This is a genomic window from Streptomyces sp. NPDC026538 (assembly GCF_055567535.1).
In genome coordinates this window covers 1523044-1537823 of sequence record NZ_JBVHQG010000001.1, presented here as the reverse complement: position 1 = coordinate 1537823, position 14780 = coordinate 1523044, and the positions used below count along the sequence as shown (strand labels likewise).

16 protein-coding genes are annotated in these 14780 nt (G+C 68.1%); 15 read left to right on the top strand and 1 reads right to left on the bottom strand.

Going from position 1 to position 14780, the window contains the following annotated elements:
* Window positions 1-455 precede the first annotated feature (455 nt).
* The 15 genes from ACZ4N4_RS06955 (at window position 456) to ACZ4N4_RS06885 (ending at window position 14196) form a co-directional block, all read left to right on the top strand.
* Window positions 456-1124: a hypothetical protein gene (locus tag ACZ4N4_RS06955; RefSeq protein WP_453571637.1), complete on the top strand. Its 669-nt coding sequence runs from the start codon at window positions 456-458 to the stop codon at window positions 1122-1124.
* Window positions 1112-2146 carry a hypothetical protein gene (locus tag ACZ4N4_RS06950; RefSeq protein ID WP_467585241.1) on the top strand — a complete coding sequence of 345 codons (1035 nt, stop codon included), beginning with the start codon at window positions 1112-1114 and terminating at the stop codon, window positions 2144-2146. Before ACZ4N4_RS06955 ends, ACZ4N4_RS06950 begins: the two co-directional genes overlap by 13 nt.
* Window positions 2147-2185: 39 nt before the next feature.
* Window positions 2186-2494, top strand: a complete 309-nt coding sequence (locus ACZ4N4_RS06945; protein ID WP_467585238.1) for a hypothetical protein — start codon at window positions 2186-2188, stop codon at window positions 2492-2494.
* Between the two features lie 14 nt (window positions 2495-2508).
* On the top strand, window positions 2509-3942 hold the full coding sequence (locus tag ACZ4N4_RS06940) for a putative T7SS-secreted protein (protein ID WP_467585235.1): 1434 nt from the start codon (window positions 2509-2511) through the stop codon (window positions 3940-3942).
* A gap of 82 nt (window positions 3943-4024) precedes the next feature.
* On the top strand, window positions 4025-4564 hold the full coding sequence (locus tag ACZ4N4_RS06935; RefSeq protein ID WP_467585232.1) for a hypothetical protein: 540 nt from the start codon (window positions 4025-4027) through the stop codon (window positions 4562-4564).
* 3 nt (window positions 4565-4567) lie between these two features.
* Entirely contained in the window at window positions 4568-5161 is a 594-nt protein-coding gene (locus ACZ4N4_RS06930) for a hypothetical protein (RefSeq protein WP_467585229.1), read from the top strand.
* A gap of 191 nt (window positions 5162-5352) precedes the next feature.
* Window positions 5353-6018, top strand: coding sequence for a hypothetical protein (locus ACZ4N4_RS06925; RefSeq protein WP_467585226.1), 666 nt, complete (start codon window positions 5353-5355; stop codon window positions 6016-6018).
* A gap of 179 nt (window positions 6019-6197) precedes the next feature.
* Window positions 6198-6806 carry a hypothetical protein gene (locus tag ACZ4N4_RS06920; protein WP_467585224.1) on the top strand — a complete coding sequence of 203 codons (609 nt, stop codon included), beginning with the start codon at window positions 6198-6200 and terminating at the stop codon, window positions 6804-6806.
* A 62-nt stretch (window positions 6807-6868) separates the two neighbouring features.
* Window positions 6869-7513: a hypothetical protein gene (locus tag ACZ4N4_RS06915; RefSeq protein WP_467585221.1), complete on the top strand. Its 645-nt coding sequence runs from the start codon at window positions 6869-6871 to the stop codon at window positions 7511-7513.
* A 207-nt stretch (window positions 7514-7720) separates the two neighbouring features.
* Window positions 7721-8185: a hypothetical protein gene (locus ACZ4N4_RS06910; protein ID WP_467585364.1), complete on the top strand. Its 465-nt coding sequence runs from the start codon at window positions 7721-7723 to the stop codon at window positions 8183-8185.
* A 761-nt stretch (window positions 8186-8946) separates the two neighbouring features.
* Window positions 8947-9363, top strand: coding sequence for an ATP-binding protein (locus ACZ4N4_RS06905; protein WP_467585361.1), 417 nt, complete (start codon window positions 8947-8949; stop codon window positions 9361-9363).
* A 138-nt stretch (window positions 9364-9501) separates the two neighbouring features.
* Window positions 9502-10398 carry a hypothetical protein gene (locus ACZ4N4_RS06900; RefSeq protein WP_467585218.1) on the top strand — a complete coding sequence of 299 codons (897 nt, stop codon included), beginning with the start codon at window positions 9502-9504 and terminating at the stop codon, window positions 10396-10398.
* A gap of 178 nt (window positions 10399-10576) precedes the next feature.
* The gene (locus ACZ4N4_RS06895; RefSeq protein ID WP_467585215.1) at window positions 10577-11944 is read left to right on the top strand and encodes a nitrate/nitrite transporter; all 1368 of its coding nucleotides are present in this window, start codon (window positions 10577-10579) and stop codon (window positions 11942-11944) included.
* Between the two features lie 88 nt (window positions 11945-12032).
* Entirely contained in the window at window positions 12033-13193 is a 1161-nt protein-coding gene (locus ACZ4N4_RS06890) for a uroporphyrinogen-III synthase (protein WP_467585213.1), read from the top strand.
* Between the two features lie 475 nt (window positions 13194-13668).
* Window positions 13669-14196: a helix-turn-helix domain-containing protein gene (locus ACZ4N4_RS06885; RefSeq protein WP_467585211.1), complete on the top strand. Its 528-nt coding sequence runs from the start codon at window positions 13669-13671 to the stop codon at window positions 14194-14196.
* Here ACZ4N4_RS06885 and ACZ4N4_RS06880 read toward each other — a convergent pair.
* On the bottom strand, window positions 14147-14683 hold the full coding sequence (locus ACZ4N4_RS06880; protein ID WP_467585208.1) for a peptidoglycan-binding domain-containing protein: 537 nt from the start codon (window positions 14681-14683) through the stop codon (window positions 14147-14149). The two genes, ACZ4N4_RS06885 and ACZ4N4_RS06880, sit on opposite strands and share 50 nt — an antisense overlap.
* Window positions 14684-14780: the final 97 nt, after the last annotated feature.

Genomic DNA, 14780 nt, shown 5'->3' with positions numbered 1-14780 from the left:
CCGTGGAGTTGGGCGGCGAGGGTGCGGACGCGTTGCGGGTCGCCCGGGGTGGGGTCCTTGTCGAGGTCGAGTGGATGCCAGTCCGCCGGTCGGTAGCCCGCCATAACCCCGCAACCCCCGTCGCGTACGCCTCATCAACAAACCTGTGCACACGTGAAGTTACAGGTCTGGCCGGTTTGAGGCGAAGGATGGTCCGTGATCGGCACGCGGGAGCCGACACCGCCGCCGGGCTGCCTGACCCGGTCAACAGCCCTTTGCGTGGGTCAACTGAGGGGCGTCGAGATGTCACGGGACGGCACCAAAGCTGTGGTGAGGACGTTCAGTTGCCCGACTATGATCTGCTATGCGGGTTTGGTGCGGGCGGGTCGCAGTAAATCGCTCTGGTGCGTTCCGGATGGACACCGATACCGTATTCGCTGCTTCGCAGACCCCAACCGCCCCACCAGGAGCCCACCGTGACCCGCCGTTCCCGCCGCCTGCTCACGACAGCCACCGCCGGTGTGACGGCCGCACTCCTGCTCGCCGGCTGCGGCGGAGGAGACGGAGACAAGTCCGACTCGAACGGCAAGATCGCGGGCGCGGACACGGGGGCTTCGGCTTCGGCATCGCCGAGTGCTTCGGCTTCGTCATCCGAGCCTGCGGGGCGTCCGAAGATCACGTTCCCGTCTTACGCCTCAAATGTTTTCGAAGACCAGAAGTCCGGCGATGCCACCAAGGACGCGATCCTCGCGGACAGTGCCCTGAGCGTGAACTCCATGGATGAGGCTATCTTCGAGGGAAGCACGAGCACGAAGGCCCTCGGTTTCTACAACGCGGACAAGGCCCTGGGCGCGGCGATCACGTTCGTACAGGGGTATATCGACAAGGGTGACACGTGGATCGGCAAGACCCGGTACTTCGACCGCAGCGTGACGCTGTCCGGGGTCAAGAACGCGTACGTCACCTACTGTTCTGACGAGAGCAAGTCGTTTCTGAAGAACAGGAAGACCGGCAAGGTCAAGAACACGCCAACGACGGCGGACAGTTACGTGCTGTACCACACCAAGCTCACGAAGAATGCCAAGGGCGTTTGGCAGACTACTGACATCGTGTCGAATCGGGGGGACAAGGCGTGCCAGCCGTAAGGAAGTTGGCGAGAGGCGCAGCGATCATCTCGCTCGCATGGGTGTCGGTTTTCGTCTCGCAGAACGCTTATGCGGGTGGGCGAGGGGATGACGGGACGACGACCAGCGAGACGCAGGAGCACGGGAACTCGTCCCCGGACGGCAAGCTTTCCTCGACCGTCGGTGTGATCCGGTACGACCTTTCCAAGAACGGCTCGGGTAGTTCCGTCGGCCCCGTCGCTCCCATCACGTCCTGGACCCCGCCGGCGTGCTGGTACGCCCCGAAGTACTCCCCGGCGGATTTGCAGGCGTACCTGGAACCGATCTGGGAGGCCGGTTCGACGGGTGACGGGTGGGACGCGACTCAGCGCGACCGGTATGTCAACGGGCATCCCTACAAGGACTTCAACAAGGACGAGACCGGCAAGGGCTACTGGTGGGACTCGTACGTCAACAAGTCCTTCCCGCCCGGCTGGGACAAGTGCGATGAGCCCTACTTCTGGGTGGCTACCGGCGACGACCCGCCGGCCAACATCCCGAACACCGTCACGCCTGAGATTCTTGCCAAACTGGCGTACAACGAAATCCGCGTGCCCTCCAAGGACGTGAGTCTGGCGCCCGCGAACACGACAAAGGTCAACCTCCCCACGTGGGCGTGGCTGGACGGGGCGACGTTCAAGCCGGTGTCGGTCACCGCGCGCATCGACGCCCTGGGCATGTGGGCGACGACGACCGCCAAACCCGTCGCCCTCAAGATCGACCCGGGTACGTCCGACGCGGTCACCTACCCGGCGTCGGGTGTCTGCGAGATCAACAACGGCACGGTGGGGGAGAAGTACAGCGCGGGTGACGCCGACAGGACGCCACCCTGTGGAGTGAAGTACCTCCACTCGTCCGGCGACGGCTCGTACCAGCTGAAGGCCACGGTCACCTGGCAGATCAGCTGGACCGGCAGCGACGGCAACGGCGACAACCTGCCCGACGGCACCTTCGGCCGCTCTCAGGATGTCGTCGTCCAGGAGATCCAGTCCGTCAACAGGTGAGTGAGGGCCGGCCGGAGCCCTCCGGCCGTAAGGGGCGCCGTGGGTGACAGGACCAGGATCGACGATCTCGACGTGCTCAAGAGCGTTGCCACCGGCATCGAGAAGATCGTCGCGGAACTACAGGGGCTCGACGACAAGGACAAGTACGGCTGGAGCCGAGAAGTCGTCGGTCATGAGGAACTCACGGACCGGCTCGACGACTTCGCCGACAACTGGGACTACAAGCGGGGGAAACTCGAAGGGGAGTTGGCCAAGCTCGCGGGAATCACGAAGGCCGCGGCCCAGGCCTACGAGCAGATAGACACCGACCTCGCCAACGCGGTCCGCAAGCAGGAGAAGCAGCCCTAGCGGCAAGGGGGATGATGTCCCGACCGAAGGACTGGTCACCGGTCGAGCTGGACTCCGACCCGGTGTCCGGGGACCCCGATGCCGTGGCGAAGCTGGGCCGGCGATTCCGCTCGGTGGCCGACGCCATCAGAAGGCAGACGGGCAACATCGAGGCCCTGTGCGGTGTGGACGGCTGGCAGAGTGATGCCGCGAACGAGTTCCGCAAGACGGCCGAGGGAACCGTCGGACGGCTGAAGAAGGTCCTGGACCGCTTCGAGACGGCTGCCGACCTCCTGGGTGAGCAGACGGACCTGCCGGACGAGAAGTACGCCTCCGTCCTGGCCTCCTCCCAGCAGGCGGCGGACAAGGCCCGCAACGACGCCGAGCGCGACCGCGAGGAGCGGGACCGTCTCGACAAGTCGCTCGACGCCCTGGACAAGTCCGCGGGCGACTACGAGCAGCAGAAACACGACCTGACCACGAAGCGGGACGAGGTCGACGGCCGTATCAAGGACGCCATCAAGCGAGTGCACGCCGCCAAGAACGCCCGCAATCGGGCTGGGGAGAAGGCGGCCCGGGCCCTCGAGGCGCTTATCGACCACGACAAGCTGAAGGATTCCACCTGGGAGAACATCAAGGGAGCGCTCAAGAGCATCGCGGACATCGCCGGCTGGGTGGCGACGGCCTGCGCCCTCGCCTCTCTGCTGGTGGGCTGGATCCCGGTGATCGGCTGGGCGCTGGCGGGTGTACTGGACGCGATCGCTCTGCTCGCGACGGTCGTGTCCCTCGCTTGCCACCTGGTGCTCGTCTTCTCGGGAGACGCGAGCATCGCCGACCTGGTTCTGGACGGCGTGGCCCTGCTCACGCTCGGGCTGGGGCGTGCCGCGCTGAGCGCGGGCAAGGCGGCTGCGGCGGGCGTGCGGGGTGTGCAGACGGCGAGCCGCTCCGCGCGCGCGGACTTCCTCGCCGCCAACTCGCTGGCCGGCAGATCGTCGAAGGCCGCCAACACACTGAAGGGCAAAGCCACCAAGCTTGCCAACCAGGCCGCCGAAGAGGCGTCACAGAGACTTGCGGGCGACTTGCCGGGAACCTTCGGGAAGCTCGGAGAGTTCAAGCACGTCCTGAATCCCAAGGCGATCTATCAGGACACGGTCGACGCCGTGAAGGGCCTCAAGGACTTCAAGGACGTCGGGAAGCTCTTCGGAAGGGATGCTTGGCGGGGGGCCCGGCCCTTCGGTAATCCGGAATGGGTCGAGTCCAGCAAGGCACTCGCGGAGGTCCCGATTCTCGGTAAGTTCGAAAGCATGGGCGGTGTGAAGTTCACCGACTATGTACGCTCCGCCGGGCAGAGGTGGCTCGGTTACACTGCCGCGGCGACCGCCATCGACGGGAATGACAAGCTCCACGGCCTCACGGAATGGGACAATCCGTACAACAAGTGGAAGTCTGCTTGGACGGTGGGTTCGTGACGGCCAGAAGGAATTTCAAGGGAGCGGCGACGTGATGTGGCAGTGCCTGATCTCCGAACCCGAGGGCAGTATCAGACTCCCCGTGGGAGAGAACGCGGAGTTCGAGAAGTGGGCCAAGCAGGCTGCCCGGGAATACCTGGGTACAGATGCTCCCCGGGGCGAGATCCGCGAACTGACCTCGGTACTGGCTCGGGTGGCGGCCACGGCTGATCTGGGCGACCCCACCTTCACCTATGCCTATGTGATCGACGCGGCCAAGGCGTTGACCGCCGTCTACGAGGTGCACGACTTCGACGGGGAAGGATACCGGTCCACGGACCGTCTTCCGGAACTCCTGGAAGCCGTTCTGCCCTCGTCGCCCGAGCGTCGCAGCGTGACCGAGGTGAACCTGCCGGCCGGCCCCGGTGTACGCGTCCAGGAACTCCTCTCGGTCGAGACCGGTTCGCTCTTCAAGAAGAAGACGATGATGGAGACGGTCACCTATGCGGTGATTCCGCCGCAGGTCGACAACATCCTTGTCTTCCGGATGACATGGACGAACCTCGTCTTCAGTGAAGCGCTCCTGGAATTGGCACAGACGCTGGCCGAGTCGCTGGAGCTCGCCGAGATCAAGGAAGGCTGAGGAATGCCGGACACCGTCGCCGACGGCCGCACCTACGGTGAGATTCACCCTCCGGGTGACTACGGCCTGCTCGTTCCGGACGGCTGGTTCAGGATTCCGCTCGAACCCGACGGCTGGAAAGCGCCCATTCGCGCCCTGGCCGAGCGGGTATTCGATGGTCAGGACGACGCGGTGGTGCTCAAGCGGGAATTCACCAAGACCGTAGGTGCCCGCGCGGAAGAAGGTTACGAGAACGGCGGCGTCGAGCTCTATATCTCGACGACCTCCATCGGCCCTGTGCCCCTCTCCGCCTCGCTCCTCGTCACAGTGATCCCGGCCGGGGAGCGCGTCCGCCTCGAAGCCAAGGGTCGGTCCCAGCAGATCGCTGAGGTCGTTCTCCCCTTCGCCGGTCCCGCGACGATGCGGCGGAGCCGCAAGGTTCCGGGCGCCGAAGACCCGACCGGCAACCAACTGCCCGTGACCGTGGTGGACTACGCGGTCAGGGTGCCGAACACCCAGGCTGTCCTGCTGCTCACGTTCTCGACGTCCTTGGACATGTTCGCCGATGCCATGGTCGATCTGTTCGAGGCGGTCGCCAAGTCGCTGCACTGGAAGTGACCCCCGCCGCCCCGGGGCTGCCGCCGAACGGAAGGCAGCAATGCCCGTTGAGGGCAGACCGACTGATGTTCCAACGCCCAGCCTGTGCATCCTTTGCACAGCAGATGCGGCCAATTGCGCTGGTACCCCCTGGTCCCGGCTACCGCTTCCGCTGCATTCTTCGACATCGCCCGCCACACCAGGAGCCCACCGTGACCCGCCGCCTGCGCCTGTTTACGACTGCCACCGCCGGTGCGACGGCGGCACTTCTGCTCGCCGGGTGTGGCGGAGGAGGCGGCGGCAACTCCAAGTCGAACGACAGGATCGCGGGCTCGGACACGAGGGCGTCGGCTTCGGTATCGCCGAGTGCCTCTGCTTCGGCGTCCGAGGCCGCGGGGCGTCCGCAGATCACGTTCCCTTCCGAGTCCAAGAACGTCTTCGAGGATGCGAAGACGGGAGACGCCGCGAAGGACGCCGTTCTCGCGGACAGTGCTCTCAGCACCAACTCCGTGGACGAGGCGATTTTCAACGGAAGTACGGGCACCAAGGCGCTGGGGTTCTACAACACCGGGAAGGCCCTGGAGTCGTCGATCACATACGTGCAGGGCTACATCGATGACAGCGACACATGGACCGGGGAAGTCCGTTTCTTCGACCGTAAGGTGACCCTTTCCGGGGCGAACCAGGCCTACGTCACCTACTGCTCCGACGAGAGCAAGGCCTTCATCAAGAACAAGAAGACCAAGAAGGTCGACAAATCACCGGCGACCGCAAGGTCCTACGTGCTCTACCACACCAAACTGGTCAAGAACGCTGAAGGTGTCTGGCAGACGACCGACATCGCTTCCAACAGGGGGGACAAGTCGTGCCAGTCATAGGGAAGTTGGCGAAGGCCAGGACAGTTCTGGTGCTGCCCAGCCGGTAATCCTTTGCGGTAGCCAACCCTGCCCCGCTACCGTGTCCGCTGTTTTCTTTGACCTCATCCGCCCCCCAGGAGCTCCTCGTGACCCGCCGTTCCCGCCTGCTCACGACAACTGCCGCCGGGGTGACGGCCGCAATGCTGCTGGCCGGCTGCGGCTCAGGCGACGGAGAGAGTAACGGCTCCAAGTCGAACGCCAAGGACGAGGACGCGGGGGCACCGGCGTCCGTTTCAGCGAACGCGTCGGCCTCCGCTTCGGCTGGCCGTCCCCAGATCACGCTTCCGTCGGATGTGACGGACGAGTACGTCGGCTGGAAAACCGGTGACGCCGAGAAGGACGCCGTCCTCACCGACACCGCCGCGCGCATCGATGCGACGAACGACGCGATCCTGCGCGGCGACACGGGCGCGCCGGGCCTGTCTTTCTACTACCGGGACAAGGCGTTGAGCGGCGCCGTCGCCTGGATCCAGGCGTACCTGGACGCCAACCTCTCCTTCACGGGCACCACCCGCTTCTACGCGCCAAAGGTCACCCTGTCGTCCGGAGATGCCACGGCGACGGTCCTCTACTGCTCGGACGAGAGCAAGGGCTTCAACAAGAACCGCAAGACCGGAAAGGTCGACCGGACGCCATCGGGCCAGAGTCCGTACGTGCTGTACAACACGCGTCTGGTGAAGAACGGTTCGGGCGTGTGGCAGACCACGGCCCTGACCTCCCACCGCGGTGACAAGGCCTGCACTGGTTAGCCGATAAGCCAAGCGCGCGCGTACCTCATGACACATCCCAGTCGCCCGACCAGGAGCCCCTCGTGAACCGTCGCTCCCGTCTGCCCACGACAGCCGCAGCCGGCTTGACAGCCGTACTCCTTCTCGCCGGGTGCGGCGGAAACGGCGGTGGCGGAGCGGAAGCCGCGGACAAGGCCTCGCCTTCGGCCACAAGGACCGGGGCGTCGGTCTCGCCCAGCGTTTCGGCGTCGGAGATCACGACCGGCCGCCCGAGGATCGAACTGCCCGCTGATCTCACCCTGACCTTCGAGGGCTCCCGGACGGGTGATCCCGTGAAGGACCCGGTGCTCGCGGACAGTGCCGAGGGGGTGCGAGCCACCGACGCCGCCATTGCCGGGACAGATCCCACGGGCGAGGGAATCGCCTACTACAACACCGGTAAGGCCCTTGAGGCCGCGCTGTCCTGGGTCGCCCAGTGGAAGAAGGCCGACGTCACGATCACCGGCGTTGCGCGGTACTACGACCGCAAGGTGACGCTCAAGAGCAAGGCGTCAGCGATCCTCACCTTCTGCGGTGACGAGAGCAAGGGCTTCAGCAGGGACAAGAAGACCAGAAAGATCAACAAGACGCCTGTCGCCAAGAACAGCTACGTCTCGTACAACACCAGGCTCGACAAGAGCGCCGACGGTGTCTGGCAGACCACCGACATCGTCGCGAATAGGGGGTGACAAGGCGTGCCAGCCGTAACGAGGGCGGTAGGCGTGGGTCTGGCAGGCGTGCTGCTGCTCGCTCTTGCCGGATGCGGTGGGGAGTCGGAGACCGGCAGGGAGGGGGCAGGCGCCGGCGGTTCGGGGACGTCCAGCCCCTCCGTTTCCGCCTCCGATGCCTCCGGCCCCGCCGCTTCGACAGGCTCGGACGGTCGGCCGGTGATCGACATGCCGGCCGATCTGTCGTACCGCTTCGACTGGCCCGCGACCGGTGACGCCGACAAGGACGCGGTGCTGGCGGACAGTGAGCAGTCGATCAAGGCGGTGGATCTCGCCATCGTCCGCCAGGACGCGCTCGACGAGGCGTACCGCTATTACTACGACGGTGCAGCCGCCGCGGGGACGCGGAAGTTCATTCAGAACTATGTGGACCACAAGGCCGGCCTCACGGGCGCGTATCGCTTCTACGACCCCGATGTCGCGGTCGCGAAGGACGGCACCGCCTCCTTCAGCTACTGCGAGGACCAGGGCAAGGCCTACGTCAAGTACCTCACGACCGACAAGGTTCGGAAGACGGAGATCACCGCGACGAGTTACGTCGGTTATCGGACCGATCTCAAGAAGAACGCGAAGGGCGTCTGGGTCATCAGCCGCATCACGTCTCAGGTCGGCAGTGTCGAGTGTCAGCCGTGACGAAGGCCGCCTGCAAAGTCCTTACTCGTCGAACCAGGCCACCAGCCGCACGTTCTTCTCGCCGTGCACCCCGGCCAGTGTCTCCATGACCGTCCATACCGGGGCCCACGGGCCCTCCGCCGGGACCGCGTCCCGGCGGAGGAAGCGTTCGGCTCGGTAGAGGGCGGTGGTCGTCGTCCACTCCGTGCCTTCGGGGCAGAGGTTGCCAGGTCGGTCGGTGATGTCGTCAGCGTGTTGATGCCGCTCGCTCGGGCGAAGGCCCGGCTCCAGTCGTGGGTGTGGAGCAGACGGAGGGTGCCGTCCTCGGCGCGGTGGTAGCGGGTGATGTGAGTGACGCCTGGGAGTGCCGGTTCCGTCCAGTCGATCGACCTGACCTCCGACCAGGTCAGCCAGGTCTCCGCGAAGGCCGAGCCGGCCCAAGTGGCGTGATCCTCACGGACCTCGGGGGACAGGTCCGCAGGGAGGCCCCGGTCCGCCGCGCCACCGGGCGCCACATGCCGTGGAAATCGCGTACGCCGAAGAGGCAGGCCAAGGCGTCGTAGTCTCTGGGCATGCCCAGCATCGACAAGCTGATCGCCGGCGACCATGCCGTCTCGTCGTGGTCCAGGCTTTCCCGCCAGGTGCGGCACTCGACCCAGCCGTGGATGTCCGTTCCCATGCGCTGATTGTGCCTGGTGATGAAGTGGGCTCAGGCGAAGGGCGTGACCCTGCCCCGAACCTGAACCGTATCCCTGCCCGACACCTGGGCGTACGCCCTTCGCCTGCCCCATGATCCGCGCGCGGCACGTGTCGCACGTATGACCGTACGGGCGGTGCTCGGCGGCCATGGCAAGCGCGAAATCCTCGACGCGGTCGAGCTGTTGACGTCCGAACTGGTCACCAACGCCTACCGGCACACGAACGGCCCCGCCTCCCTCCGGCTGACCGCCCTGCCCGACGGGCGGCTGCGGGTCGGCGTCTGGGACAGTCATCCGCGCATCCCGGCCCCTTTCGATGCACCGCCCTCGGACCGTGTCCCGCTCGCCCCGGCGGATGCCCAAGAGGGGCGCGGGTTGCACCTCGTGCAGGAGTACGCCGACTCGTGGGGCGGCCGGCCCGTAGGGGACGGCGGCCCGCTGGACCGCAGGTCCGGGAAGCTGCTGTGGTTCGAGGTGAGTGGATGCCGCGTGAATGCGTGAGTACCGATCGGCGAGCATTGACGTCAGGTCAAGCTCCGGTCAATCCGCTGGGCAGCCGTCCCCTCATGGCATGTCACATGGAAAACTTCCCTGGTTGCAAAGTTAAAAGAGTGGCTCAGCCGACGGGGAGTGGATGCTGTGAGCGCGCGGCAAGTGCGGAAGATGTTCCAGTTGATGGCCAGTGGCGAGCCCGTCGAGCTCACCAACGCCTGGGCGTCCGTGAAGAAGCTCGCCCGACTGGCCTTCATCGCCCAGCAGTTCGGGTACGAGTACGCCGACGCCCGGCACACCGGCTCCCGCAACAACGTCCTCAAGATGCTGATCGTCCCCGACCACAGCCCGCAGGGCCGGGCGCGGGCCGCGCAGAACTGGGCGCAGTATCCGAACGCCGCCGACGGGGTCTCCCTGCCGCCGCTCGTCCCCGACGCCGTCGAACTGCTCAAGGCCCGGATCCAGTTCGACCTCACCGGCAAGAACGCCGAGAAGCGGATGCTGCTCGGGGCCGGCGGTATCACCCTCGGGCTGGTGCTGGCCGCGGCGCGCGCCGGCGGCAGTGCCGGGGCCTTCGTCGTCTCCGGTGTCGTTTGGGTCGTTCTCATGGCCGTCATGGGGCTCGGGTTCTTCGTCACCCGCGGCCGCAACGCCAAGTTCGCGCAGCGCCTCCAGGCCGCCGGGTTCATGCCGGTGACGGGGGAGAACGGCCGGGTGCGGTATCTGCCGCCGGGCACACCGATGCCGATGCCGGTGCAGATGCCGACGCAGCCGACCCCGGTGCAGCAGCACGGGCAGCAGGCTCCCTACCAGCAACCTCAGTACCAGCAGCCCCAGTACCAGCAGCCCCAGTACCAGCAACCTCAGTACCAGCAGCCCCAGTATCAGCAGCCGTGGCCGCAGCAGGCCGGTCCCTACGGCCCGTACGGCGCCCAGCCCGCCCCCACCGGTCATGGTCAGCAGCCGCCCGCACCGGGTCCGTACGCTCCCGGCCCCTACGGGCCGTACACCCCGCCCCAGCAGCCTCCCTCCACCCCGCGCTGAGAACGCCGCGCACCCGACCTCTCACCCGACCTCTCACCCGTCCTCCCACCAGGGTGAGAGCAACGTTCCCTTCCGGTCACCCACAGCCACAGTGCGGAAACGCCGTCTCCCTACCTTCGGGCTCAGTCACTCATCCGGAGTCGGAAAGACCGAGCACGCGGAGCACCGTGGAGGCGTCATGACAGCCCCAGCCCCTACCTCACGCAGTCGCTGGATCCAGGAGTGGGATCCGGAGGACGAGGCGTTCTGGAACGCGACCGGTGAGAAGGTCGCACGGCGGAACCTGATCTTCTCCGTCCTGTCCGAGCACATCGGGTTCTCGATCTGGACCATGTGGTCCGTGCTGGTGCTGTTCATGGGCCCCGAGTACGGCCTGACCCCGGCCGACAAGTTCCTGCTGACCTCCATGGTCACCCTGGTCGGTGCCGTCGTCCGGGTGCCGTACACCTTCGCCGTCGCGCTCTTCGGCGGCCGGAACTGGACGATCATCTCCGCCGCGCTGCTGCTCATCCCGACCGTCGCCGCCTTCGTGGTGACGAAACCGGGGACGTCGTTCAGCACCTTCCTCCTCGTCGGCCTGCTGGCCGGCATCGGCGGCGGCAACTTCGCCTCCTCCATGACCAACATCAACGCCTTCTTCCCGTTGCAGAAGAAGGGGTGGGCGCTCGGGCTCAACGCGGGCGGCGGCAACATCGGCGTGCCGGTCATCCAGCTGGTCGCGCTCGCGATCATCGGGGCCGGCGGCGGCCCGCGTGTGCTGCTCGGCATCTACATCCCGCTGATCCTCCTGGCCGCCGTCCTCGCCGCGGTCTTCATGGACAACCTCGCCACCGTGAAGAACGACACCGGCGCCGCGATCGACGCCGCGAAGGACGCCCACACCTGGATCATGTCCTTCCTCTACGTCGGGACGTTCGGGTCGTTCATCGGGTACGCGTTCGCCTTCGGGCAGGTGCTCCAGGTCCAGTTCGGCCGTACGCCGCTCCAGGCCGCGTACCTCACCTTCATCGGTCCGCTGCTCGGCTCCCTCATCCGGCCCGTCGGCGGATGGCTCGCCGACCGGTACGGCGGGGCGCGGATCACGCTCTGGAACTACGTCGGCATGGCCGCCGCCACCGCCCTCCTCGTCGCCGCCAGCATGCAGAAGTCACTGCCGCTGTTCGTCACGTTCTTCGTCGTGCTGTTCGCGCTCAGCGGCCTCGGCAACGGGTCGACGTACAAGATGATCCCCGGCATCTTCCAGGCCAAGGCCCTCGCCAAGGGGCTCACCGGCGAGGAGGCCGTGGCCTACGGGCGGCGGCTGTCCGGCGCCTCCATGGGCCTGATCGGCGCGGTCGGCGCGCTCGGCGGCGTCGGCATCAACCTCGCCTTCCGGCAGTCCTTCCTCTCCTACGGCTCGGGCACCGGTGCCTTCGTCGCCTTCCTGGTCTGCTACGGCCTCTGCTTCGCCGTCACCTGGGCCGTATACCTTCGCCGGTCCGCCGCGCAGCGGCACCCCGCAGCCGCCACCGAGACGAAGGCGCAGCTCAGCTACGCCGAGGTGTGACGTAACACGGGTGACACGGAGCCGAACCGAGCCTGTCACGCGCCGTTGACAGGCTCGGTGGGCATGCGGGCCAGCTAGGAGAGCAGTCATGGACGAGGAACAGCAGCGGCCGGATCCCGGCCGGTCCGGCCCTCTCGCGGGGTTCACCGTGGGGGTCACGGCCGCGCGCCGGGCCGACGAGCTCGGGGCACTGCTCCAGCGGCGCGGCGCGGCCGTGCTGCACGCGCCCGCCCTGCGTATCGTGCCGCTCTCCGACGACGGGGAACTGCTCGCCGCCACGAAGGAGATCATCGACCAGGCGCCGGACGTGGCCGTGGCGACCACCGCGATCGGGTTCCGGGGGTGGATCGAGGCCGCGGACGGGTGGGGCTTCGGCGAGCAGCTGCTGGACCGGCTGCGCCATGTCGAGCTGCTGGCCCGCGGCCCCAAGGTCAAGGGCGCGGTGCGGGCCGCCGGGCTCACCGAGCAGTGGTCGCCGTCCTCCGAGTCCATGGCCGAGGTGCTCGACCGGCTCCTGGAGGAGGGCGTGGAGGGCCGCCGGATCGCCGTACAGCTGCACGGGGAGCCGCTGCCGGGGTTCGTGGAGTCGTTGCGGGCGGCGGGGGCGGAGGTGCTGCCGGTGCCGGTGTACCGGTGGATGCCGCCGGAGGACCTCGGGCCGGTCGACCGGCTCCTGGACGCCGTCGTCTCCCGCACGGTCGACGCGGTCACCTTCACCAGTGCGCCCGCGGCGGCCTCCCTGCTCTCCCGCGCCGGGAAACGGGGGCTCCAGGCCGAGCTGCTCGCCGCCCTCCACCACGACGTCGTCCCGGCCTGCGTCGGCCCGGTCACCGCGCTCCCGCTCCAGGCCCTCGGCGTCGACACCATTCAGCCGGAACGGTTCCGGCTCGGACCCCTCGTACAGCTGCTCTGCCAGGAACTCCCCTCGCGGGCACGGGCGTTGCCGATCGCCGGCCACCGGGTGGAGATCCGGGGGCACGCGGTCCTCGTGGACGGCGCGCTGAGGCCGGTGCCGCCGGCCGGCATGTCCCTGCTGCGGGCGCTGTCGCGGCGGCCGGGCTGGGTGGTGGCCCGCGCCGAACTCCTGCGGGCCCTGCCGGGGGCGGGGCGCGACGAGCACGCGGTGGAGACGGCGATGGCCCGCCTGCGTACGGCCCTGGGCGCGCCGAAGCTGATCCAGACGGTGGTCAAGCGGGGTTACCGGCTCGCCCTGGACCCTGCGGCGGACGCCAAGTACGCGGACGCGTGAGCCGCCGCCGGACCCCGCCCGGGCCGCCCAGGCCGGTCCGCCCGCCTCGGACCACCGCTCCACGTCTCCACCGCTCCACGTCCCGCCCCGCTCCACGTCCCGCCCCGCTCCACGTCCCGCCCCGCTCCACGTCCCGCCCCGCTCCACGTCTCCACCGCTCCACGTCTCCACCGCTCCGCCGCACCACCTCTCCACCGCTCGTCGCCTGGGCCGGACTTCGCCACGGGGGCCATGGGGGATGAGCGGTCCGGCTGACCGTCGTACGACGTTCAGGGGACCGTCTCCCGGCAACCGGCCGTAACCGGCGGCTCCCGGGCCGCCACTCGGGTCCGTTCCTCCCCGCCCGCGCCGGGTCGTCCCGCGCGGACGCGTGCGCGCGACCGTGTGTGCCCCGGCCCGCGGGCGTGCGCTCTGCCGGATCCGGCCGGGCGGGCGGCACGCTGACGCCGGACCGAGGCACAGGGGGGAACGGGACATGACACGCTGGCAGCCGTTGCCGGCCACACTGCCGGGACAGGCCCGGCACCTGGTCGAGCAACTGCGCGTCCTGAAGGGCCGTACCGGGCTCAGCCTGGCCGGTCTGGCCCGGCGCACCGCGTACAGCAAGTCGTCGTGGCAGCGCTATCTGAGTGGGGACAGACTGCCGCCGAGGAGTGCGGCCCAGGTGCTGTGCCGGCTGGGCGGCGGCGACCAGACGCGGCTGCTGGCCCTGTGGGAGCTGGCCGAACAGGCGTGGCCGCAGGGCCCGTCGGAGCCGCCGGCGGAAGCGCTACCGGCACCGGGACCGCCTCCCGCACCGGGACCGCTTGCGGTACCGGAACCGCTTCCCGCGCCGGGACCGCCTCCCGCGCCGGAACCGCAAACGCGGCGGTGGCGGACGGCCGCCCTCGCCGCGTTCGGTGTCATCGTGCTGCTGACCGCGGGGCTGCTGTGGGCGCTGCCCCGCGGGGTGCTCAGCCGACCTTGTCGTAGTACGCGATCTTGTAGGAGCCGGTGCCCTTGATCCGGACCCGGTACTTGCCGCTGATCCGCTTGAGCGGGGCGTTGTGCGAGGTGCCGTGGTACGTGACGGTCTGGAACGAGGTCGGGCCGGTGAGCCGCTGCTGGGCGAACGTCCACGTCTGGTCGGTGACGACGCCGTCGTTGTCCGAAAGGCCGAAGTGCTCCTGCCACCACTGGGTGGCCGACTCGGTCTCGGGGCCGAACGAGCCGTCGATCTGGCTCCTGGTGAAGGGGTGCCAGTCGCCGTCGTCGTCCTGCCACTGGGCGCCGTCCGCCCACAGCACGGTCTCCCACAGGGCCGTCGCGTTGCTCGTGGCGTAGTCGTCGACGCCGAGGTTCTCCTCGTCTTGCCAGTCGTCGGTGACACCGCCGCCGCCGTCGATGCCGTGGTACGCCGCGGCGGCGCTCGCGGCCGGTGCCAGGGCCAGGCCGCCGGCGCCCAGCAGTACGGCCGTCGCCACCGCGACGACCCGGGTGCGCATGCTCATGAACGTGTCCTTTCTGAACCGCCGTCCCCCGTGGGTCCCCCTTGGGGCGGCTCGCTGTGCGTTCGCACGACAAAGGGTCACGGCCGGGGGCGGCCAT